General features: G+C 22.8%; 32 protein-coding genes. 31 read left to right on the top strand and 1 reads right to left on the bottom strand.

Translation table 11 applies throughout. The features are described 5' to 3' along the window. Position 1: 1 nt before the first annotated feature. Positions 2-814 carry a phosphatidate cytidylyltransferase gene (locus H0H39_RS01925; protein ID WP_185877215.1) on the top strand — a complete coding sequence of 271 codons (813 nt, stop codon included), beginning with the start codon at positions 2-4 and terminating at the stop codon, positions 812-814. Beyond that, a complete protein-coding gene (locus H0H39_RS01920; RefSeq protein ID WP_185877214.1) occupies positions 811-1,473 on the top strand; it encodes a phosphatidylserine decarboxylase family protein in 663 nt (220 codons plus the stop codon). The genes H0H39_RS01925 and H0H39_RS01920 overlap by 4 nt, the downstream gene beginning before the upstream one ends. A 23-nt stretch (positions 1,474-1,496) precedes the next feature. On the opposite strand, the gene dnaK is transcribed toward H0H39_RS01920, so the two are convergent. Then, positions 1,497-3,386: a molecular chaperone DnaK gene (dnaK, locus tag H0H39_RS01915; RefSeq protein WP_185877213.1), complete on the bottom strand. Its 1,890-nt coding sequence runs from the start codon at positions 3,384-3,386 to the stop codon at positions 1,497-1,499. A 181-nt stretch (positions 3,387-3,567) separates the two neighbouring features. On the opposite strand from dnaK, the gene rplM reads away from it, so the two are divergent. The 29 genes from rplM to rplO are packed head-to-tail and all read left to right on the top strand — an operon-like array spanning position 3,568 to position 20,521. Beyond that, entirely contained in the window at positions 3,568-4,020 is a 453-nt protein-coding gene (gene rplM / locus H0H39_RS01910) for a 50S ribosomal protein L13 (protein ID WP_185877212.1), read from the top strand. 7 nt (positions 4,021-4,027) lie between these two features. Beyond that, positions 4,028-4,417 carry a 30S ribosomal protein S9 gene (gene rpsI, locus H0H39_RS01905; protein ID WP_185877211.1) on the top strand — a complete coding sequence of 130 codons (390 nt, stop codon included), beginning with the start codon at positions 4,028-4,030 and terminating at the stop codon, positions 4,415-4,417. Positions 4,418-4,424: 7 nt separating this feature from the next. Beyond that, on the top strand, positions 4,425-5,111 hold the full coding sequence (rpsB, locus tag H0H39_RS01900; protein WP_185877210.1) for a 30S ribosomal protein S2: 687 nt from the start codon (positions 4,425-4,427) through the stop codon (positions 5,109-5,111). Between the two features lie 11 nt (positions 5,112-5,122). After that, on the top strand, positions 5,123-5,908 hold the full coding sequence (gene tsf / locus H0H39_RS01895) for a translation elongation factor Ts (RefSeq protein WP_185877209.1): 786 nt from the start codon (positions 5,123-5,125) through the stop codon (positions 5,906-5,908). A gap of 18 nt (positions 5,909-5,926) precedes the next feature. Further along, the gene (gene gpmI, locus H0H39_RS01890; protein WP_185877208.1) at positions 5,927-7,450 is read left to right on the top strand and encodes a 2,3-bisphosphoglycerate-independent phosphoglycerate mutase; all 1,524 of its coding nucleotides are present in this window, start codon (positions 5,927-5,929) and stop codon (positions 7,448-7,450) included. Between the two features lie 5 nt (positions 7,451-7,455). Next, on the top strand, positions 7,456-8,262 hold the full coding sequence (gene map / locus H0H39_RS01885) for a type I methionyl aminopeptidase (RefSeq protein WP_185877207.1): 807 nt from the start codon (positions 7,456-7,458) through the stop codon (positions 8,260-8,262). Positions 8,263-8,267: 5 nt separating this feature from the next. After that, positions 8,268-8,639, top strand: coding sequence for a 30S ribosomal protein S12 (gene rpsL / locus H0H39_RS01880; RefSeq protein ID WP_185877206.1), 372 nt, complete (start codon positions 8,268-8,270; stop codon positions 8,637-8,639). An 8-nt stretch (positions 8,640-8,647) separates the two neighbouring features. After that, positions 8,648-9,124, top strand: a complete 477-nt coding sequence (rpsG, locus tag H0H39_RS01875) for a 30S ribosomal protein S7 (RefSeq protein WP_185877205.1) — start codon at positions 8,648-8,650, stop codon at positions 9,122-9,124. An 8-nt stretch (positions 9,125-9,132) separates the two neighbouring features. Next, complete coding sequence (fusA, locus tag H0H39_RS01870) at positions 9,133-11,241, top strand: elongation factor G (RefSeq protein ID WP_185877204.1); 2,109 nt, start codon at positions 9,133-9,135, stop codon at positions 11,239-11,241. Positions 11,242-11,243: 2 nt separating this feature from the next. Next, complete coding sequence (gene rpsJ, locus H0H39_RS01865) at positions 11,244-11,549, top strand: 30S ribosomal protein S10 (protein ID WP_185877203.1); 306 nt, start codon at positions 11,244-11,246, stop codon at positions 11,547-11,549. A 7-nt stretch (positions 11,550-11,556) separates the two neighbouring features. Continuing rightward, a complete protein-coding gene (gene rplC / locus H0H39_RS01860) occupies positions 11,557-12,183 on the top strand; it encodes a 50S ribosomal protein L3 (protein ID WP_185877202.1) in 627 nt (208 codons plus the stop codon). A 3-nt stretch (positions 12,184-12,186) separates the two neighbouring features. Further along, positions 12,187-12,819 carry a 50S ribosomal protein L4 gene (gene rplD, locus H0H39_RS01855; RefSeq protein ID WP_185877201.1) on the top strand — a complete coding sequence of 211 codons (633 nt, stop codon included), beginning with the start codon at positions 12,187-12,189 and terminating at the stop codon, positions 12,817-12,819. Between the two features lie 10 nt (positions 12,820-12,829). Then, positions 12,830-13,414: a 50S ribosomal protein L23 gene (gene rplW / locus H0H39_RS02900; RefSeq protein ID WP_202984893.1), complete on the top strand. Its 585-nt coding sequence runs from the start codon at positions 12,830-12,832 to the stop codon at positions 13,412-13,414. After that, the gene (rplB, locus tag H0H39_RS01845; protein WP_185877200.1) at positions 13,414-14,241 is read left to right on the top strand and encodes a 50S ribosomal protein L2; all 828 of its coding nucleotides are present in this window, start codon (positions 13,414-13,416) and stop codon (positions 14,239-14,241) included. Before rplW ends, rplB begins: the two co-directional genes overlap by 1 nt. A gap of 6 nt (positions 14,242-14,247) precedes the next feature. Beyond that, positions 14,248-14,532, top strand: a complete 285-nt coding sequence (rpsS, locus tag H0H39_RS01840) for a 30S ribosomal protein S19 (protein WP_185877199.1) — start codon at positions 14,248-14,250, stop codon at positions 14,530-14,532. A 14-nt stretch (positions 14,533-14,546) separates the two neighbouring features. Next, positions 14,547-14,975 (top strand): large ribosomal subunit protein uL22, encoded by a 429-nt coding sequence (locus tag H0H39_RS01835; RefSeq protein WP_185877198.1) that lies wholly within the window; start codon positions 14,547-14,549, stop codon positions 14,973-14,975. Beyond that, positions 14,947-15,651, top strand: coding sequence for a 30S ribosomal protein S3 (gene rpsC / locus H0H39_RS01830; RefSeq protein WP_185877197.1), 705 nt, complete (start codon positions 14,947-14,949; stop codon positions 15,649-15,651). Before H0H39_RS01835 ends, rpsC begins: the two co-directional genes overlap by 29 nt. A 19-nt stretch (positions 15,652-15,670) precedes the next feature. Next, positions 15,671-16,078, top strand: coding sequence for a 50S ribosomal protein L16 (gene rplP, locus H0H39_RS01825; protein WP_185877641.1), 408 nt, complete (start codon positions 15,671-15,673; stop codon positions 16,076-16,078). Next, positions 16,075-16,278, top strand: a complete 204-nt coding sequence (gene rpmC / locus H0H39_RS01820; RefSeq protein ID WP_185877196.1) for a 50S ribosomal protein L29 — start codon at positions 16,075-16,077, stop codon at positions 16,276-16,278. The genes rplP and rpmC overlap by 4 nt, the downstream gene beginning before the upstream one ends. Positions 16,279-16,297: 19 nt before the next feature. Then, positions 16,298-16,552, top strand: a complete 255-nt coding sequence (rpsQ, locus tag H0H39_RS01815; protein WP_185877195.1) for a 30S ribosomal protein S17 — start codon at positions 16,298-16,300, stop codon at positions 16,550-16,552. Between the two features lie 31 nt (positions 16,553-16,583). Beyond that, positions 16,584-16,955, top strand: a complete 372-nt coding sequence (gene rplN, locus H0H39_RS01810) for a 50S ribosomal protein L14 (protein WP_185877194.1) — start codon at positions 16,584-16,586, stop codon at positions 16,953-16,955. Next, the gene (gene rplX, locus H0H39_RS01805; protein WP_185877193.1) at positions 16,952-17,365 is read left to right on the top strand and encodes a 50S ribosomal protein L24; all 414 of its coding nucleotides are present in this window, start codon (positions 16,952-16,954) and stop codon (positions 17,363-17,365) included. Before rplN ends, rplX begins: the two co-directional genes overlap by 4 nt. A 22-nt stretch (positions 17,366-17,387) precedes the next feature. Then, positions 17,388-17,945, top strand: a complete 558-nt coding sequence (rplE, locus tag H0H39_RS01800; protein ID WP_185877192.1) for a 50S ribosomal protein L5 — start codon at positions 17,388-17,390, stop codon at positions 17,943-17,945. A 12-nt stretch (positions 17,946-17,957) separates the two neighbouring features. After that, complete coding sequence (rpsN, locus tag H0H39_RS01795) at positions 17,958-18,227, top strand: 30S ribosomal protein S14 (RefSeq protein WP_185877191.1); 270 nt, start codon at positions 17,958-17,960, stop codon at positions 18,225-18,227. Positions 18,228-18,247: 20 nt separating this feature from the next. Beyond that, positions 18,248-18,643 (top strand): 30S ribosomal protein S8, encoded by a 396-nt coding sequence (gene rpsH, locus H0H39_RS01790; protein ID WP_185877640.1) that lies wholly within the window; start codon positions 18,248-18,250, stop codon positions 18,641-18,643. A gap of 9 nt (positions 18,644-18,652) precedes the next feature. Next, positions 18,653-19,216 (top strand): 50S ribosomal protein L6, encoded by a 564-nt coding sequence (gene rplF / locus H0H39_RS01785; protein ID WP_185877190.1) that lies wholly within the window; start codon positions 18,653-18,655, stop codon positions 19,214-19,216. 3 nt (positions 19,217-19,219) lie between these two features. Beyond that, entirely contained in the window at positions 19,220-19,531 is a 312-nt protein-coding gene (locus tag H0H39_RS01780; RefSeq protein ID WP_185877189.1) for a 50S ribosomal protein L18, read from the top strand. A 13-nt stretch (positions 19,532-19,544) separates the two neighbouring features. Then, complete coding sequence (gene rpsE / locus H0H39_RS01775) at positions 19,545-20,078, top strand: 30S ribosomal protein S5 (RefSeq protein WP_238785668.1); 534 nt, start codon at positions 19,545-19,547, stop codon at positions 20,076-20,078. A gap of 8 nt (positions 20,079-20,086) precedes the next feature. After that, complete coding sequence (gene rplO, locus H0H39_RS01770) at positions 20,087-20,521, top strand: 50S ribosomal protein L15 (protein ID WP_394798436.1); 435 nt, start codon at positions 20,087-20,089, stop codon at positions 20,519-20,521. Positions 20,522-20,535 lie beyond the last annotated feature (14 nt).

Genomic DNA, 20,535 nt, shown 5'->3' with positions numbered 1-20,535 from the left:
TATGTATAAAAATATAAATAATAAAAATCTTATAACAAGAATATTTACTGGAATTATTTATATCATATCAGTTATTTTATCCATACAAAATGGAGATAAAATATTTAGAATAGTAATGATGTCAATTTCTTCTATTTGTTTTATTGAATTTTTAATTATGTTTAAAATAAAAATAGAATTAATAAAAATAACTTTTTTATTTTTTTTTTCTATTATTTTTTTTGATTTTTTATCAAAAATTGGATTTACTTTATATTTAGTATTTTTTGTTTCATATTTTATAACATTTTCTATAATTCAATTATTTTTATATTATACTAAAAATGATAAAATATTAAAAATTAGTATATTATCATTTGGATTAATTTATATTGTAATTCCATTTTTATTAACATGTTATATATATATGTTATATGGAAAAAAAATAATATTAGGAATATTTATTCTTGTTTGGATTAACGATTCTTTATCTTATATAATTGGAAATAAATGGGGAAAAAATAAAATTTTTATATCTATATCACCTAAAAAATCTGTAGAAGGATATTTTGGAGGTTTATTTTTTTGTATTTTAACAGGATATTTATTTTGTATGATATATAAAAATAACTATTGGTTATTTTTCTCATTTATAATATCAGTATTTAGTTCTATTGGAGATCTTATAGAATCAATTATAAAAAGACATTGTAATGTAAAAAATTCTAGTATTATATTTCCAGGACATGGGGGTTTTTTAGATAGATTGGATAGTTTTATTTTTGTTATTCCAATTATTTATACAATATTAATGATAATTAGATATATTTTATGATTCATAAAGAGGGTATATCATTTTTATTATATACACTAATTATATTTTTATTAGTAATATTTTTTTCTGTTATATTTTTATCTAAAATTATTAGATATATAATATTTTTTTTGTTATTTATTATTTATATGTTTTTAATTTTATTTTTTAGAAATCCAAATAGAAATTTGGCAGAAAAATATAAAAAAGAAGAAATAATGATTTCTCCAGCTGATGGAAAAATATTAAGTATAAATAATATATTTGAAAATGAATTTTTACATAAAAAATGCATAAAAATTTCTATTTTCATGTCATTATTCAATGTACATGTTAATAGATATCCTATATCAGGAAAAATAGTATATATAAAATATTATACAGGAAAATATTTTATAGCATGGAAGGATAAATCATCATTAGAAAATGAACATACTTCTATTGGAATAATAAATAAATATGGTAAAAAAATTTTTTTAAGACAAATAGCAGGTTTTATAGCTCGTCGTATTATTTTTTATTCAAAAAAAAATTTTTTTGTAAAAAAAGGAGAAGAATTAGGTTTTATTAAATTTGGATCTAGAGTTGATATATTTATTCCAATAAATTCTAAAATTTTAATAAAAAAAGGAGAAAAAGTTATAGGAGGAATAACAGAAATATCTATTATTCCAAAATAAAAAAATTATTAAATAAATAATTTTTATTTTACTTCTTCATAATCAACATCTTGAACATTGTTTTCATTATTTTTTCTTTTTTTATTTTCTTTTTCTTTATCATTATTATTTTTATTTTCATTATTTATTTTCTGAGATATATTATTCCAATATTCATCTAATTTTTTTATATAATCATCAATAACCTTCATATTTTTATTAGAACGTGCTTTTTTTAATTCATCTAATAATCTTGAAATTTCTGTTTTATTATTTTCAGAAATTTTATTTCCATAATCTTTTAATTGTTTATCATATAAAAATATTTTATTATCTATAATATTTAGTTTATCTACTTCTTTTTTAATTTCTTCATCTTTTTTAGCATTTTCCATTGCTTCTTTTTTCATTCTATCTATTTCATTTTGATTCAATCCTGATGAAGTTTCAATTTTTATTGATTGTTCTTTTCCAGTACCTTTATCTTTTGCAGATACATTTAATATTCCGTTTGCATCTATATCAAATGTTACCTCTATTTGAGGAACACCTCTTGGTGCAGAAGGAATATCCACTAAATCAAATCTTCCTATTTCTTTATTATCTACAAACATAGGTCGTTCTCCTTGTCCAACTCTTATAGTTACTGCAGATTGATTATCAGATGCAGTTGAAAAAACTTCAGATTTCTTTGTTGGAATAGTAGTATTTGAATCAATAAGCTTAGTAAAAACACCTCCTAAAGTTTCAATACCTAAAGATAATGGAGTTACATCTAATAATAATACATCTTGAACATCTCCAGTTAATACTCCTCCTTGTATTGCAGCTCCTACTGCTACAACTTCATCAGGATTAACTCCTTTAGAAGGTTTTATATTAAAAAATTTTTCTACTTCTTTTTGTACTTTTGGAATACGAGTAGATCCTCCTACTAAAATAACTTCATTTATATCTTTAGTAGTTAAATTTGCATCTTTTAATGCTTTAGAACATGGATCTATTGATCTACGTATTAATTTTTCTGACAGTTGTTCAAATTTTGATTTAGTTAAAGTTATTACTAAATGTTTAGGACCAGATTCTGTTGCAGTTATATAAGGAAGATTAATTTCTGTTTGATTAGATGAAGATAATTCTATTTTTGCTTTTTCAGATGCTTCTTTTAATCGTTGTAAAGCCATTGGATCTGTTCTAAGATCTACTCCTTCTTTAGATTTAAAAGAATCAGAAAAATAATCTATAATTACTTGATCAAAATTATCTCCACCTAAATGTGTATCTCCATTAGTAGAAAGAACTTCAAAAACACCATCTCCTAATTCTAATATAGATACATCAAAAGTTCCTCCACCTAAATCATATACAACTATTTTTTTATTTTGTTTACTTTTATCTAATCCATAAGCCAATGCAGCAGCAGTAGGTTCATTTATTATTCTTTCCACTTGTAACCCAGCAATTTCCCCTGCTTCCTTTGTTGCTTGTCTTTGAGCATCATTGAAATAAGCAGGCACAGTTATTACTGCTTTTTTTATTTCTTGACCTAGATAATCTTCAGCTGTTTTTTTCATTTTTTGCAATATCATAGCAGATATTTCTTGAGGAGCATATAACCTTTTATCTATATTTACACGAGGTGTATTATTTCCTCCTTTTATTACTTCATATGGTATATGTTTTAACTCTTCAGAAACTTCTGAATATGTTCTTCCCATAAACCTTTTAATAGAAAAAATAGTTTTTTTTGGATTAGTTACTGCTTGTCTTTTTGCAGGATCTCCTATTTTTCTTTCTCCTCCATCAACAAATGCTACAATAGATGGAGTTGTTCTTTTTCCTTCTGAATTTGGTATTACAACAGGATCATTAACCTCCATTACTGCAACACAAGAATTTGTTGTTCCTAAATCTATTCCTATAATTTTACTCATTTTTTATATTTTAAAAATAACATATTAATATTATTTATTGTTTCAATCATTATGCCATAATTAAAATAAAACATTGATAATAACTAATAAATTAATATAATAATATGAAATATCAATTTTCTATGACAAAAAGTCATTTTATATTAAAATAATTTTTTAAAAATTCTTATATTTAGAAATTATGGATCCAATAAGTTTTAAAACTACTTCATTTAATAAAAAATTGATTAAGAAATCATGGATAATTATGGATGCTACTAATCAAGTTCTTGGAAGGTTTTCATCTAGAATAGCTCATTTTATAATGGGAAAACATAAGTCATGTTATTCTCCATATATAAATTGTGGAGATTGTGTTATAGTTATTAATTCTAATAATATTAGACTTACTGGTAATAAATGGATAAATAAAAAATATATTCGTTATACTGGATATCCGGGAGGAAAAAAAGAAACTAATATTAAAAATATCTTAGAAAAAGATTCTAGAATTATTATTTTTTATTCTGTAAAAAGAATGTTACCTAAAAATAAATTAAGAAAATCTATTTTAAGAAAAAATCTTTATGTATATCATGATAATAATCATAAACATGATGCACAAAAACCTGTTTTAATTGAAAATTATTATTAAATATTAAATGATATATCATACAATAGGAAGAAGAAAAAGATCTATTGCACGTATTTATATGAACGTGTTAGAAGGAAAAGGATCAATTGTTGTAAACTCTAAAAATTTAGAAAAATATTTTCCAAAATACTTATGTTATAAAATATTTTATCCAATAAAATTATTAAAATTAAAAAAAAGTAATTTTAATATATATATAAAAGTTTGTGGTGGAGGTCTTAATGGACAAGTAGAGGCTATACGTCTTGCTATATCTAGGGCTTTATGTAAAATAGATATAAAAAATAGAATAAAATTAAAAAATGAAGGATTATTAACACGTGATCCTAGAGAAGTAGAAAGAAAAAAATTTGGACAAAAAAAAGCAAGAAAAAAATATCAATTTTCTAAACGTTAAATATAATATGGAAATTAATACTCAAGATTTATTAAAAGCTGGAGTTCATTTTGGGCATATTACCAAAAAATGGAATCCCAATATGAAATCTTTTATTTTTATGAAAAAAGGAGGAATTCACATTATAGATTTATCAAAAACCATAATAAAATTAAAAGAAGCTTGTTATGAATTATTAAAAATAATAAAAAATGGAAAAAAAGTATTATTAGTAGGAACAAAAGATCAAGCAAAAGATAAAGTTTATTTTTATTCAAAAATTATTAATATGCCTTGTGTTACAGAACGATGGTTAGGAGGTTTATTAACTAATTTTAGTACCATTCGTAAATCTATAAAAAAAATGAATAATATAGATAAAATGAAAAAAAATGGAACTTTTAATACTTTATCTAAAAAAGAAAGATTATTAATTGATAGATTGTATAATAAACTTTATAAAAATCTTGGAAGTATATCTACTATGAATCATATTCCTAGTGGAATATTTTTAGTAGATCCAGATAAAGAAAAAATAGCTTTATCAGAAGCAAAAAAACTTAAAATTCCTATATTTGCTATGGTAGATACCAATACAAATCCAAATGATATTCATTATCCAATTCCATCTAATGATGATTCATCTAAATCTATAGACATTGTTTTAAAATATATAACAGACTTTATAAAAAGTAAAATTTCAAAAAAAAAATAAAAAATTAAATAATGGATATTTCTATTTCCAAAATTAATAAACTTAGAAAAATAACAGGAATTGGTATAATGGATTGTAAAAAAGCTTTAATATGTTCTAACGGAGATATAGAAGAAGCTATTTATATTTTGAAAAAAAAAGGTGAAAAAATAGCTATAAATAGATCTGGAATAAAAATTAATGAAGGATCGGTTATTGCTTCTGTAAAAAAAGATTACTCTTATGGAACAATTATAGGAATTAGTTGTGAAACTGATTTTTTATCTAAAAGTAAAGAATTTCTAGATTTGTTACATAATACATCTATAAAATCAATAGATTTATCTGAAGAAATTTTTTTAGATTTTGTAAAAAATTCTATTAATAAACATATAGGAATATTTAAAGAAAAAATGGAATTAAAAGTTTTTGAAAAAATGAAAGCTCCTTTTGTAATAAATTATACTCATAATAATAGAATTGCTGCATTAGTAGGATTTTCTAAAAAAATAAATAAATATGTAGCTAAAGACATAGCTATGCATGTAGTAGCATTAAATCCAATTTCTATATCAGAAGAAGATTTTCCTAAAAGTATTTTAGAAAAAGAAAAAAGTATTTTTCAATATAAAATTGATAAAAATAAATCAAAAGAAATAATTGATAGAATAATTAAAGGAAAAATTAATAAATTAATTTTAGAAAATACCCTTATTAATCAAAAATTTATAAAAAATAATAAAATAACAATATTAGATTATTTAAGAAATTATGAAAAAGAATCCAAAATTCTTTTTTTCAAAAGGATAAATATTTAAAAATAATTTTTAAATATTATGAAAAAATTAATGTTATTAATTTTAGATGGATGGGGTATTAATTTAGAAAAAAATAAACTAATATCAGCTATAAATAAAGCTAAAACACCATTTATTGATTATTGTTATAATAAATATATTAATAGTCAATTAGAAGCTTCTGGAAATTATGTAGGATTACCAAAAGGACAAATGGGAAATTCTGAAGTAGGACATATTAATTTAGGATCTGGAAGAAAAGTAATTCAAAGTTTAGAAAAAATTAATATACATATTAAAAATGGATTGTTAGAAACAAAGTTAAACGATTTATTTAAACGTTTTTCTTTTAATAAAAAAAAAATTCATTTTATTGGATTATTATCTGATGGAGGAGTTCACTCTCATATGAATCATCTTTTTTATTTATTAAAAATATTTAATAAAAAAAATATAAAAAATATTTTTATACATGTATTTACTGATGGAAGAGATTCATCATCAAAAAATAGTATTATTTATATTAAGAAACTTTTGAATAAAACAAAAAAATATGGAGGAAAATTATCTTCAGTTATTGGAAGATTTTATTCAATGGATAGAAATAAAAGATGGAATAGAACTAAAATTGCTTATAATGCAATGGTAAATTGTAAAGGAATTCATGTTTGTGATATTTTTAATTACATAGAAAATTGTTATAAAAAAAAAAATACAGATGAGTTTTTATATCCGGCAATTATAACTAATAAAGATGGAATACCAATTACAAAAATTGAAAATGATGATATAGTTTTTTGTTTTAATTTTCGTCCAGATCGTTCAAGACAAATTATAGAATATTTAACAGGATATAATAATAAATATAATAAAATTAAACTGCATGCTTGTATTACAATGACATGTTATAATACAAATTATAAAAATGTATTTTCTATATTTACACAAAAAAATATATCTAATACTATAGGAGAAGTATTAGAAAAAGAAGGAAAAAAACAAATTCGTATAGCAGAAACAGAAAAATATCCTCATGTTACTTTCTTTTTTTCTGGTGGAAGAGAAACTCCTTTTAATAATGAAACTAGGATTTTATGTCAATCACCTAAAGTAAAAACTTATGATTTAAAACCAGAAATGAGTGCAATGAAAATAACTAAAAATACTATTACTATGTTAGAAAAAAACGAATTTGATTTTTTTTGTATAAATTTTGCTAATCCAGATATGGTAGGACATACAGGAAATATGAAAAAAACTATTGAAGCATGTGAAGTTGTTGATTATTGTGTTAAATTATGTTCTAAAAAAGCATTAAATAATTTATACTCAGTTATAATCGTAGGAGATCATGGTAATGCAGATTATATGATTAATAAAGATGGATCACCTAATACTACACATAGCACATCTTTAGTTCCATTTATTTTATTAGATAATGATAAAAATATTATAAATAGAAAAAAAGGAGCATTATGTGATGTAGCTCCTACAATATTATACATAATGAATTTGCCTATTCCTAATGAAATGACTGGAATTCCTATTATAAAAAAATTATAAAAATTTTGATAAAAACTATTGAAGAAATTATTTTAATAAAAAAAAGTTCTTTGTTGGCTTCTAAAACATTAGGAATGTTAACAACAAAAATAAAACCAGGAATTAATACTTTATATTTAGATAAATTAGCGAAAAATTTTATATGTGATAATGGAGGCCGTCCAGCTTTTTTAGGGTTATACAATTATCCTAATACTATATGTGCATCACCAAATCATCAAATAGTTCATGGAATACCAAATAAAAAGTTATTAAATGATGGTGATATATTATCAATAGATTGTGGTGTTTATATGAATGGATTTTATGGAGAACATGCTTATACTTTTGAAGTAGGAGAAGTATCAGAAAATATAAAAAGATTTTTGAATTTTTCAAAAAAATCTCTTTATATTGGTATTTCTAATTGTAAATCAGGTAATAATATTGGAGATATAGGTTATTCTATTCAATCTTTTATTGAAAAAAAAGGATTTTTTATAGTAAAAGAATTAGTTGGACATGGTATTGGTAAAAATATGCATGAAAAACCACAAATTCCTAATTTTGGTAAAAAAGGAAAAGGTATGAAATTGATAAATGGATTAGTATTATCAATAGAGCCTATGGTTAATATTGGAACTTCTAAAATAGTCTTTCATAAAGATGGATGGACTATTACTACTTTAGATAAAAGAGAATCTTCTCATTATGAACATAATGTAGCTATAATAGATGGAATTCCATGTCTGTTATCCACTTTTAGTTATATATATAATGAACTTAATATTTCTTCAAAAGAAGAAGATCCATTTAATAAAATTAAAATATAAAAAATATGCCTACAATACAACAATTAATTAGAAAAGGAAGAAATTCTATCAAAAAAAAAAGAAAATCTATAGCATTAGAATTTTGTCCTCAAAAAAGAGGAGTATGTACTAGAGTATATACAACTACACCAAAAAAACCTAATTCAGCTATGAGAAAAGTAGCAAGAGTTAGATTTACAAATGGTAAAGAAGTAATAACGTATATAACTGGAGAAGGACATAATCTTCAAGAACATTCTATTGTTCTAGTTAAAGGAGGACGTGTTAAAGATTTACCTGGAGTAAAATATAAAATTGTTAGAGGAGCTCGTGATACGGCAGGAGTAAATGGAAGAAAAAAAAGTAGAAGTAAATACGGAGCAAAAATAAAAAAATAAAAATAATAATGAGAAAAATTAAAAGAAAAAAAAAAAATTATATTCCCGATCCTAAATTTAATGATTCACTTGTAACACGTTTTGTTAATCATTTAATGAAAAATGGTAAAAAAGGTGTAGCATTTAGAATATTTTATAATGCAATAAAAAAAATTGATTTAATAAAAAATAAAGAAGAAAAATCTGCATTAGAAATATGGAAAGATGGATTAAAAAATGTAACTCCACATGTAGAAGTAAGAAGTAGAAGAATGGGCGGATCTAATATTCAAATTCCTGTTTCTATTTCTAATAATAGTAAAATTACAAAAGCCATGAAATTATTAGTTACTTGTGCTTCTAGTAGAAATGAAAAAACTATGGCAAATAAATTAGCATTTGAAATATGGGATGCTTTTAAAGGACAAGGTGAAGCTGTAAAAAGAAAAGAAAATATTCATAAAATGGCTGAAGCAAATAAAGCATTTTCGCATTTTAGATTCTAAATTTTTTTATGAAAAAAGATTTAAGATATACTAGAAATATAGGTATTGCAGCTCATATTGATGCAGGAAAAACTACTACTACAGAAAGAATATTATTTTATACTGGTATTAATCATAAAATAGGAGAAGTTCATGATGGAACAGCTACTATGGATTGGATGTTACAAGAACAAGAACGTGGTATAACTATAACATCGGCATCTACTTGTTGCGAATGGATATATAATAATAATAAATATCATATTAATATAATAGATACTCCAGGACATGTTGATTTTACCGTAGAAGTAGAAAGATCTATGAGAGTATTAGATGGAATGGTTGTTTTATTTAGTGCTGTTGATGGAGTAGAACCTCAATCAGAAACAGTTTGGAGACAAGCAGATAAATATAATATACCTAGAATAGCTTTTGTTAATAAAATGGATAGACAAGGTGCTGATTTTATAGATGTTTGTTTGCAAATAAAGAAAATGTTAGGGGCAAATATTGTTCCTATTCAAATTCCTATTGGATCTGGAGATAATTTTGTTGGAGTAGTAGATTTAATTTCCAGTAAAGCAATAATATGGGAAGAAAAAAATTATGGTATGACGTATAAAAATATACCTATTCCAAATAATATGAAGAATATATCTAAAATATATTATAATAAATTAATTGAAACATTATCTGAATATGATGATTATATAATGGAAAAATTTTTGTATGATGATTCAAATATATCGGAAAACGATATTATTGAATCAATACAAAAGAATACAATAGAAATGAATGTTATACCTATTCTTTGTGGATCTTCTTTTAAAAATAAAGGAGTACAATCTATATTAGATGCTATTTGTAGATATTTACCTTCTCCTCTTGATATTAGAAATATTGTTGGAGTAAATCCTATTAATCAAGAAAAAGAAATTAGAAATCCTAGTGAAAATGATCCTTTTTCTGCATTAGCTTTTAAAATATCTAGTGATCCTTTTGTAGGTAGATTAGCCTTTTTTAGAGTATATTCAGGTAAAATAGAATCAGGTTCTTATAGTTTTAATGCTAGATCAGGAAATAAAGAAAGAATATCTAGAATATATCAAATGCATGCAAATAAACAAAATCCAATTAGAGAAGTTGTAGCAGGAGATATAGCTGCAATAGTAGGATTTAAAGATATTAAAACAGGAGATACTTTATGTGATGAAAAAAATCCTATTCTTTTAGAAAAAATATCTTTTCCAGATCCTGTAATAGGATTAGCTATTGAACCTAAATATAAATCTGATATTGATAAAATGAGTATTGCTTTATCTAAGTTAATGGAAGAAGACCCTACTTTTCAGGTTAGAACTGATGATTATACTGGACAAACTATTATTTCTGGTATGGGAGAATTACATTTGGAAATTATTATAGATCGTATGAAGAGAGAATTTAAAGTTGAAGTTAATAAAGGTAATCCACAAGTAGAATATAAAGAAGCTTTAACTGAATTAATTGAACATAGAGAAGTATATAAGAAACAGACAGGAGGTAGAGGTAAATATGCTGATATATTATTTCGTTTAGAACCAGGAGATGAAAGAAAAACTGGATTGATTTTTATTAATAAAATAAAAGGAGGAAATATTCCAAAAGAATATATTCCATCTATAGAAAAAGGATGTAAAAATATGATGAAAAATGGTCCTTTGTTTGGATATGAAATAGATAATGCAAAAGTAACTGTATTAGATGGATCTTATCATTCTGTTGATTCAGATCAATTATCTTTTGAGTTAGCAGGAAAATTAGGATTTAGAGAAGCTTCTAGAAAAGCAAAACCAGTTTTATTAGAACCAATTATGAAATTGGAGGTAATTGTTCCAGAAGAAAATATGGGAGATGTTATAGGAGATTTAAATAGGAGAAGAGGTATTATACAAAATATGAATAACAGAAATAATATAAAGATAATTCAAGCGTTAGCTCCATTATCTGAGATGTTTGGATATGTAACTGTATTAAGAACATTAACCTCTGGAAGAGGGACTTCTGTTATGGAATTTTATAATTATGATAGAGTTCCTGAATCAATTATGGAAAATATGTTAAAAAATAATAATAAAATGCAAAAAAATAAAAATTAGTTATGGGATATGACATTAAAATAAAATTAAAATCTTACGATTATAATTTATTAGATAAATCTGCTGAAAAAATTGTTAATTCTGTTATTCCTACTGGAGTAGTATTGAATGGACCAGTTCCTTTACCTACAGAAAAAAAGGTTTTTACAATATTACGATCTCCACATGCAAATAAAAAATCTAGAGAACAATTTTTTTTGCCTACTCATAAGAGATTACTGCAAATTCATAATGCATCATCTAAAACAGTAGATGCATTAATGAAATTAGAACTTCCTAGTGGAGTAGAAGCTGAAATAAAAGTATAAATTAATTATGATTAGTATTATAGGTAAAAATGTAGGAATGACAAATATTTATAAAAATAATGAGAATATTGCTTGTACTGTAATTTATATAAATGTTTGTTATATAACTCAAATAAAAACAATAAAAAATGATGGATATTCATCTATTCAATTAGGAATTGAAGATAAAAATGAAAAAAATGTAAATAAACCTTTATTAGGTTTTTTTAAAAAATTAAAATTGAATCCTAAAAAAAAACTTTTAGAAGTTAAAAATGATTTTCATATTAATTATAAAATAGGACAAATGATTGATATAAAATCTTTTAGAATAAAAGAAGGAGATATAGTTAATGTTAAAGGTATTTCTAAGGGTAAAGGGTTTCAAGGTGTTGTAAAAAGACATAATTTTTCCGGTGTTGGGGAAAGAAGTCATGGTCAACATAACAGATTAAGATCTCCTGGATCTATAGGAGCTGGATCAGATCCATCTAGAGTTTTTAAAGGTAAAAAAATGGCTGGAAGATTGGGTGGAGGTAATGTTACAATTAAAAATTTAATAATATTGAAAATAGATTATAATAAAAATTTATTGATATTAAAAGGATCAGTTCCTGGAAATAAAAATTCCTATTTAATAATTAATAAAAAATAAAGTATGGAATTAAAAATTTTGGATATTGATGGAAATGATACAGATAAAAGGATTATATTTGATGATAATTTATTTTTTAAAAAATCTTATTATCATTTAGTTCATTTAGAATTGAAAAGATATTTATTTGCTCAAAGACATGGAAATAGTAAAACTAAAGAAAGAAGTGATATTACAGGTAGTACTAGAAAATTATATAGACAAAAAGGAACAGGAAATGCTAGAAAAGGAGATATAAAAAATCCTATTTTTAGAGGTGGAGGAAGGGTTTTTGGTCCTAAGCCAAAAAAATATTCAATAAAAGTAAATAAAAATACTAGAAAAATAGTAAAAAAGTTTCTTATTGAAAAAAAATTATCAAAAAATAAAATTATAATTATAGAAAAATTTCAAATAGAAAAACCAAAAACTAAAATAGTATTAAAAATATTAAAATCATTAAATTTATCAAATAAAAAATCATTATTGGTAATTGAAAAATTTGATAAAAATTTATATTTATCTTTTAGAAATTTGAAATTACATAGAATTATATGTATAAATGAATTGGATTGTTTTATGTTATTAAATTATTCATATATAATATTAACTAATATATCCATAAATAAATTTCAAAATTATTTATGTATAAAATAATTATTTATAAATGATTTTAATTAAACCTCTTATTACAGAAAAATCTTTAAAAGGTGAAAAAAGTAAATGTTATACTTTTACAATTAGGGAAATAAAATGTAATAAAAATCAGATTAAAAAAGAATTAAATAGAATATTTGGATTTTATCCAAAAAAAGTTAGAACAATTATTTATTCTGGAAAAAATAAATCTAAGTTTACTAAAAAAGGAGTTTTATGTGGAAGATCTAGATCATTCAAAAAAGTTATTGTTGAATTTGGTAAAAATCAAAATATTGATATTGATTTAAATAAAGAAATAAAAAAAGAAATTTTTTTAAATAAAAAAGTAAAAAAAGAAAATGATTTAAATAAAGAAGTAAAAAAAGAAATAAAAAAAGAAGTAAAAAAAGAAGATAAAATTGATTTAAACAAAAAAGTAAGAAAAGAAAATGATTTAAATAAAGAAGTAAAAAAAGAAATAAAAAAAGAAATAAAAAAAGAAGATAAAATTGATTTAAACAAAAAAGTAAGAAAAGAAAATGATTTAAATAAAGAAGTAAAAAAAGAAATAAAAAAAGAAGATAAAATTGATTTAAACAAAAAAAAATATTAATGTCAGTAAAAAAATTAAAACCAGTTACTCCTAGTCAAAGATTTAGAGTTAAAAATGAATTTAATCAATTATTAAATAATATTAAATTAGAAAAAAAATTATTAAAAGGAAAATCTAAAACTGGTGGAAGAAATAATTATGGAAAAAGAACAATGCGTCATATTGGAGGAGGACATAAGAAAAATTATAGAATAATTGATTTTAAAAGAAATAAAATTGGAATTACCGCAGTAATAAAATCTATTGAATATGATCCTAATAGATCTTCTTTTATTTCTTTATTATATTATGTTGATGGAGAAAAAAGATATATATTGGCAATGAATGGATTTAAAATTGGAGAAAAGATAGTTTCTGGAAAAAATATACCTATAAAAATAGGAAATGCTACTTTTTTAAAAGAAATACCCTTAGGAACTATTATATCTTGCATAGAAATTAATCCAGGTCAAGGAGCTAAAATAGCTAGAAGTGCAGGTTCTTTTGCTCAATTATTTGCAAAAGAAGGAAAATATGTTACTATAAAATTGCCTTCTGGTGAAATTAGATTATTAAGATCTGACTGTATGGCTACTATCGGTTCTATATCTAATTCTGATCATCAATTAGAAACTTATGGAAAAGCAGGAAAAATGCGAAATTTGGGTAGAAGACCTAGAACTAGAGGTGTAGCGATGAATCCTGTTGATCATCCAATGGGTGGAGGAGAAGGAAAAGCTTCTGGAGGTATTCCAAGAAATAGAAAAGGAAGTCCATCTAAAGGATTTAGAACTAGAAAAAAAAGAAAATATTCTAATAAATATATTATACAAAGAAGAAAAAAATAACGTATTATGCCTAGATCTTTAAAAAAAGGACCTTATGTTTCTCATAAACTATATAAAAAAGTTATGAAAAATATAAAATTGAACAAAAAAATTATAATTAGAACTTGGTCTAGACCAACAACTATTATTCCAGATTTTGTTGGACAAACTTTTGCAATTCACAATGGTAAACAATTTATTAATGTGTATGTTACAGAAAATATGATAGGACATAAATTAGGAGAGTTTGCTCCTACTAGAATATTTAGAGGTCATTCAGGATCAAAAAGTAAATTTAAATCTGTTAAATAATTATATGTACATTGATGAAAAAAAATAATGAAAAAAAAGAAAAAATAGCAGTAGCATCTTTAAATGGATTAAAAAATTCTCCTAGAAAAATGCAATTAATTGCAAATTTAATTCGTTATAGAAAAGTTAAAGAAGCTTTATTCATACTATCAAATAGTAGAAAAAAAGGATCAATAGATATAAAAAAATTATTAATTTCTTTATTAGCTAATTGGAATAAAAAATATGAAAATAAAAATTCGTATTATTATTCTCCATTATCTGTAGATGATTCTTTATTTTTAAAAAATGTAATAATAAATCAAGGAAAAACATTAAAAAGAATGAAACCAGTTCCTCAAGGAAGAGGACATAAAATAAGAAAAAGATCAAGTAATATTAAAATTTTTATAGTAAAAAAAGAAAAAATAAATTATGGGACAAAAAACAAATCCTATAGTTAATCGTCTTGGAATCATAACAGGATGGCAATCAAGTTGGTGTAATAATTATAAGGATAGGATAGAAGAAGATTATAAAGTAAGAAGATATATTGAAGCTAGATTTCCAAAAGGAATAATATCTCGTATTTTTATAGAAAGAACTTTAAAATTTATAACTATAACTGTTAGAACATCAAGGCCAGCTTTAATTATAGGAAAAGGAGGTGATGAAGTTGATACAGTAAGAAAAGAATTAAAAAAAATTACTAAAAAAGAAATTCAAATTAATATATCTGAAGTTAAACGTCCAGAATTAGATTCTTCTTTAGTAGCTAAAAGTATAGTAAAACAATTAGAAAATAGAGTTTCTTATAAAAAATTAATTAAAATATTTGTTATTTCTGCTATGAGAATGAATGCTCAAGGAATAAAAATTCAAATTTCTGGAAGATTAAATGGATCAGAAATGGCTAGATGTGAAACATATAAAGAAGGTAAAATATCTTTAGGAACATTTCGTGCTGATGTCGATTATCATATGGAAGTTGCTCACACTATATACGGAAGTATAGGCGTTAAAGTTTGGATTATGAAAGGAGAAGTATATGGTAAAAGAGAATTATATCCATTATTAGGATCTTATTATCATAAGAAAAAACAAAAGGGTTATTCTTATAGGAATAGAAGAAGAAAATAATAAAAAAATAATTTTTATGTTGCAACAACCTAAAAAAACAAAATATAAAAAAAAACAAAAAGGACGTATTAAAGGAAATTCTAAAAAGGGAATTTTTTTATCAAGAGGTATTTATGGAATAAAAGCTTTAGAAGCTGCTTGGATTTCTTCTAGACAATTAGAAGCAGCTAGAGTAGCTGCTACTAGATACATGAAAAGAGAAGGAAAATTATGGATAAATATTTTTCCAGATAAACCAGCAACAAAAAAACCTCAAGAAGTAAGAATGGGAAAAGGAAAGGGCCCTGTAGAATTTTGGGTTTCTGTTGTTAAACCTGGAAGGATATTATTTGAAGTAGATGAAGTTTCTGAAGAAATAGCAAAAGAAGCTTTAAGATTAGCTGCACAAAAATTACCTATTAAAATGAAATTTATATGTAAAATATGAAAAAATTAAAAATTAATTTTTTGTCAATAAAAAGTTTGAAAAAATTAATTCAATCTAGTATAGAAAGTTATAAAAATTTAAAATTAAATATTTATACAAAAAAATTAAAAAAATCTTCTGATATAAAAATTTTAAGAAGAAATATTGCTAGATTGAAAACTGAACTTAATGAAAAATTAAAAAATTATATAAATGAATAAGAATAATAAATAAAATAAAATGAATTTTTTTAAAAAAATTATAAGAAAACATAGAAAAGGAGTTGTATTAAGTGATAAAATGAATAAAACTATAGTTGTTTATGAAGTTAAAAAAGTAAAACATAAATATTACGGAAAAAGTATTCTAAAAAAGAAAAAATATTTAGTTCATGATGAAAAAAATATTTCTAAAAATGGAGATAAAGTAAATATAGTAGAAACAAGACCTATAAGCAAAAAAAAACGATGGAGATTATTAAGTATAATAAAATAAATAATGAATATAAATAAAAAAATATTATGTTATGTTGCAACAAGAATCAATATGTAAAGTTGCTGATAATACTGGAGCAAAAGAAGCTTTGGTTATAAGAGTATTAGGAGGGACAGGAAAAAGATATGCTTCATTAGGTGATTCTGTAATTGTTACTATTAAAACATCATCACCTGGAAGTAGTTCTATTAAAAAAGGACAAGTATCTAAGGCTATAATTATAAGAACAAAAAAAAGAATTAGGAGAAAAGATGGATCTTATATAAAATTTGATGATAATGCATGTGTATTGATTAATGCTACAGGAGAAATGATTGGAACTAGAGTATTTGGTCCAGTTGCAAGAGAGCTTAGAGAAAAAGAATATATGAAAATTATATCTTTAGCACAAGAAGTACTATGAAAAAAATATTAAAAAAAGGAGATAAAGTATTAATATTATCTGGAAATTACAAAGGGACTAAAAGTATTATAACAAAAATTTCATTAAAAAATGATAAAATTATAGTAAAAAATGTAAATGTTGTTAAAAAACATATTAAGCCTGGAGTAAAAAATCCAAAAGGAGGAATAATAAAAAAAGAAGCTTATATACATATATCTAATGTAATGAAATTAGAAGAAAAAAAATCATGTATTTACAGCAATAAAAATATAGGGGTAGGAATAAAAGATAAAGGAAAAGAAGAAGGAATAAAGATAGGAATAAAAGATAAAGGAAAAGAAGAAGGAATAAAGATAGGAATAAAAGATAAAGGAAAAGAAGAAGGAATAAAGATAGGAATAAAAGATAAAGGAAAAGTAAAAATATAATAATAAAATATAATAATTAATAATGAAAATTTGTTATGAACCTAAATTAAGTATTTTATATAAAAAAAATATAGTTCCTATTTTAATGGATAAATTTAAATATAAATCAATTATGCAGATTCCTAAATTAATAAAAATTGTAGTACATCAAGGAATAGGAAGTACAATATTGTCCGATAAAAAAATTATTAACAACTCTATTAAAGAAATAACAATTATAACTGGACAGAAAGCTATTCCTTGTTTTTCTAAACATGATGAATCTGGATTTAAACTTAGAAAAGGAATGTCTATAGGAGTTAAAGTTACTTTAAGAAGAAAAATTATGTATGAATTTTTAGAAAGATTCATAAAAATTTCTTTACCAAGAGTTAGAGATTTCAATGGACTAAAAGATAAATTTGATGGATTTGGAAATTATAATATAGGAATAAAAGAACAAATAATTTATCCAGAAATTAATATTGATAAAATAAAAAAAAATTTAGGAATGAATATTTCATTTGTTACTTCAACAAAAAAAGATTTAGAAGCAAAGAATCTTTTATCTTTGTTTGGAATGCCTTTTATAAAAAAATAAAAAATATTACATATGGCTAAAGAATCAGTAAAAGCAAGACAAAAAAAAAGAGAAAAAATAGTACTGAAATATAAGAAAAAAAGAAAAATGTTAAAAGAATTAAAAAAATATGATTTATTACAAAAATTACCTAGAAATGCATCTCCTGTTCGTTTGAAAAATAGATGTTCTATAACTGGTAGATGTAGAGGTTATATGCGTAAATTCGGAATATCTAGAATAGTTTTTAGAGATTTAGTATCTCAAGGACTTATTCCCGGAGTAAAAAAAGCTAGTTGGTAATAATAATTTAAAAAAATTTTATTTTTATGGATCCAATAGCTAATTTTTTAACTAGAATTAGAAATTCTTATTTATCAAAACATAAAATATTAACAATAGAATCATCAAAAATAAGAGAAAATATTTCCAAAGTTTTATTGAAAAATGGATATATATTAGGATATAAAGTTTATAATCAAGATAATAATAAAAAAATTCTTAAAATAGCTTTAAAATATTATGATAGTAAGTCTGTTATTCATAAAATAATTAGAATGAGTAAACCTGGATTAAGAAAATATTGTAAATATAGAAATATACCTCGTGTTTTAAATGGTCTTGGAATTGCTATAATATCTACTTCTAAAGGAGTAATTACAGATAAACAAGCTAAAATAAAAAAAATAGGAGGAGAAGTCTTATGTTATGTTTATTAAAATAATTATATGTCAAGAATTGGAAATAAACCTATTTTAATTCCCAAAAATGTAAATTTAAATATAGTAAATAATATTATTACAGTAATAGGTAAATTTGGAATTTTATTTCAAAATATATATAAATGTAATAAAGTAATTGAATTTAAAATAGTAAAAAATTTATTATATATTAATAATAACAATAAAAATAACAAAAAATATAAATCTTTACATGGATTATATCGAGTTTTAATAAATAATATGATTATTGGTGTTTCATTAGGATTTAAAAAAGAATTAGAATTAGTCGGTGTAGGATATAAAGTTGATTATATAAGTAATATTAGAGTTCTAAATATGAATTTAGGATTTTCTCATAATATTATGATTCAAGTTCCTAATGAAATTAATATAGAAATAAAATCAGAAAAAGGAAAAAATTATTTTATTATTATTAAATCTTGTGATAAACATTTATTGGGAATTTTTTCATCTAAAATTAGATCATTTAGAAAACCTGAACCTTATAAAGGAAAAGGAGTTAAATATACAACAGAAATAATTAAAAGAAAAACTGGAAAATCTGCATAGTTAATGAAAAAAAAAATATTAGGAAATTTTGAAAAACCTAGAATATCAATTTTTAGAAGTAATAAACAAATTTATGTACAAGTAATTGACGATGTATTAGGTAATACAGTAACATCATTTTCATCAAAAAAAATAGAAGATATAGATAAAAAAATGACTAAAATTAAACAGTCTTATAAAGTTGGATTAATATTAGGATTAAAATTAAAAAAATTGAAAATAAAAAAATTAGTTCTTGATAAGAAAAATTATTTATATCATGGAAGAATTAAATCATTGGCTGATGGAATTAGAAGTGTTGGAATAAAATTTTAATGTTATGAAAAAAATGATAATGCAATATATTTTTTCTAATAAAGAAAAAAAAACAAAATATTTAGGACTAGAATTAAAAGAAAAATTAATAGGAGTTACAAGAGTTTGTAAAGTAACTAAAGGAAGAAGATATTTTAGTTTCAGTGCAATTGTTGTTAAAGGAGATGAAAATGGAATGGTAGGATATGGATTTGGAAAATCTAAAGAAGCACCTGATGCAATAAGAAAAGCTGGAGATCAAGCTAAAAGAAATTTACATAAAGTTTGTATATGTAATGGAACAGTTCCTCATAAACAAGAGGCAAAATATAGAGGAGCATATGTATTAATAAAACCAGCATCTAATGGAACAGGAATTATTGCTGGAGGTTCTTTAAGAGCTGTTCTTAAAGCTTCAGGATTAAAAAATGTTTTATCTAAATCTAAAGGTTCTTCTAACCATCATAATATAATAAAAGCAGCAATAAAAGCACTTAGTAAAGTAAGAGATGTTAATATTATATCAAAACAAAGAGGAATTGATATAAAAAAAGTTTATAATGGATAATGATAATTATGAATAAATTAAGAAAAAAAAAAAATAAAATACGTTTAGGAAGAGGACAAGGAAGTGGAAAAGGAGGAACATGTGGAAGAGGACATAAAGGTGCTAAATCTAGATCTGGATATTCTAGAAAAATAGGATTTGAAGGAGGACAAATGCCTTTACATAAAAGGATTCCTAAATTTGGATTTAGAAAAAGAAGTAAAAAAATTATTGGAATAAATTTAGATACAATACAAAAATGTATAAGTAAAAATAATCTTAATAAAGATGATCTTATATGTAAAGAATTACTATTTAAAAAAAAAGTAATTAATAAAAATATTCCTATAAAAGTTTTAGGAAGAGGGAAATTAAAAATTCCTATAAGAATACATGCATATAGATTTAGCAAAAAAGCTTTAAAAATTATAAATGAAATAGGTGGAAAAACAATATTAAAATAATAAGAAAATTCTTA

This window comes from Blattabacterium cuenoti, assembly GCF_014252315.1.
GTDB lineage: Bacteria > Bacteroidota > Bacteroidia > Flavobacteriales > Blattabacteriaceae > Blattabacterium > Blattabacterium cuenoti_AI.
This window is presented reverse-complemented; position numbering and strand designations above follow the sequence as displayed.

Excerpts from the sequence above, each read along its gene's own strand:
- H0H39_RS01920 (WP_185877214.1), top strand. The coding sequence starts at position 811 with ATGATTCATAAAGAGGGTATATCATTTTTATTATATACACTAATTATA.
- rpsS (WP_185877199.1), top strand. The coding sequence starts at position 14,248 with ATGCCTAGATCTTTAAAAAAAGGACCTTATGTTTCTCATAAACTATAT.
- rplC (WP_185877202.1), top strand. The coding sequence starts at position 11,557 with ATGATTAGTATTATAGGTAAAAATGTAGGAATGACAAATATTTATAAA.
- H0H39_RS01780 (WP_185877189.1), top strand. The coding sequence starts at position 19,220 with ATGAAAAAAAAAATATTAGGAAATTTTGAAAAACCTAGAATATCAATT.
- rplB (WP_185877200.1), top strand. The coding sequence starts at position 13,414 with ATGTCAGTAAAAAAATTAAAACCAGTTACTCCTAGTCAAAGATTTAGA.
- rpsL (WP_185877206.1), top strand. The coding sequence starts at position 8,268 with ATGCCTACAATACAACAATTAATTAGAAAAGGAAGAAATTCTATCAAA.
- rplX (WP_185877193.1), top strand. The coding sequence starts at position 16,952 with ATGAAAAAAATATTAAAAAAAGGAGATAAAGTATTAATATTATCTGGA.
- tsf (WP_185877209.1), top strand. The coding sequence starts at position 5,123 with ATGGATATTTCTATTTCCAAAATTAATAAACTTAGAAAAATAACAGGA.
- rpsQ (WP_185877195.1), top strand. The coding sequence starts at position 16,298 with ATGAATTTTTTTAAAAAAATTATAAGAAAACATAGAAAAGGAGTTGTA.
- H0H39_RS01835 (WP_185877198.1), top strand. The coding sequence starts at position 14,547 with ATGAAAAAAAATAATGAAAAAAAAGAAAAAATAGCAGTAGCATCTTTA.
- gpmI (WP_185877208.1), top strand. The coding sequence starts at position 5,927 with ATGAAAAAATTAATGTTATTAATTTTAGATGGATGGGGTATTAATTTA.
- rplD (WP_185877201.1), top strand. The coding sequence starts at position 12,187 with ATGGAATTAAAAATTTTGGATATTGATGGAAATGATACAGATAAAAGG.
- rpsB (WP_185877210.1), top strand. The coding sequence starts at position 4,425 with ATGGAAATTAATACTCAAGATTTATTAAAAGCTGGAGTTCATTTTGGG.
- rplO (WP_394798436.1), top strand. The coding sequence starts at position 20,087 with ATGAATAAATTAAGAAAAAAAAAAAATAAAATACGTTTAGGAAGAGGA.
- dnaK (WP_185877213.1), bottom strand. The coding sequence starts at position 3,386 with ATGAGTAAAATTATAGGAATAGATTTAGGAACAACAAATTCTTGTGTT.
- rpsC (WP_185877197.1), top strand. The coding sequence starts at position 14,947 with ATGGGACAAAAAACAAATCCTATAGTTAATCGTCTTGGAATCATAACA.
- rplM (WP_185877212.1), top strand. The coding sequence starts at position 3,568 with ATGGATCCAATAAGTTTTAAAACTACTTCATTTAATAAAAAATTGATT.
- rplF (WP_185877190.1), top strand. The coding sequence starts at position 18,653 with ATGTCAAGAATTGGAAATAAACCTATTTTAATTCCCAAAAATGTAAAT.
- rpmC (WP_185877196.1), top strand. The coding sequence starts at position 16,075 with ATGAAAAAATTAAAAATTAATTTTTTGTCAATAAAAAGTTTGAAAAAA.
- rpsE (WP_238785668.1), top strand. The coding sequence starts at position 19,545 with ATGATAATGCAATATATTTTTTCTAATAAAGAAAAAAAAACAAAATAT.
- H0H39_RS01925 (WP_185877215.1), top strand. The coding sequence starts at position 2 with ATGTATAAAAATATAAATAATAAAAATCTTATAACAAGAATATTTACT.
- fusA (WP_185877204.1), top strand. The coding sequence starts at position 9,133 with ATGAAAAAAGATTTAAGATATACTAGAAATATAGGTATTGCAGCTCAT.
- rplE (WP_185877192.1), top strand. The coding sequence starts at position 17,388 with ATGAAAATTTGTTATGAACCTAAATTAAGTATTTTATATAAAAAAAAT.
- rpsI (WP_185877211.1), top strand. The coding sequence starts at position 4,028 with ATGATATATCATACAATAGGAAGAAGAAAAAGATCTATTGCACGTATT.
- rpsN (WP_185877191.1), top strand. The coding sequence starts at position 17,958 with ATGGCTAAAGAATCAGTAAAAGCAAGACAAAAAAAAAGAGAAAAAATA.
- rpsJ (WP_185877203.1), top strand. The coding sequence starts at position 11,244 with ATGGGATATGACATTAAAATAAAATTAAAATCTTACGATTATAATTTA.
- rplN (WP_185877194.1), top strand. The coding sequence starts at position 16,584 with ATGTTGCAACAAGAATCAATATGTAAAGTTGCTGATAATACTGGAGCA.
- rpsG (WP_185877205.1), top strand. The coding sequence starts at position 8,648 with ATGAGAAAAATTAAAAGAAAAAAAAAAAATTATATTCCCGATCCTAAA.
- rplW (WP_202984893.1), top strand. The coding sequence starts at position 12,830 with ATGATTTTAATTAAACCTCTTATTACAGAAAAATCTTTAAAAGGTGAA.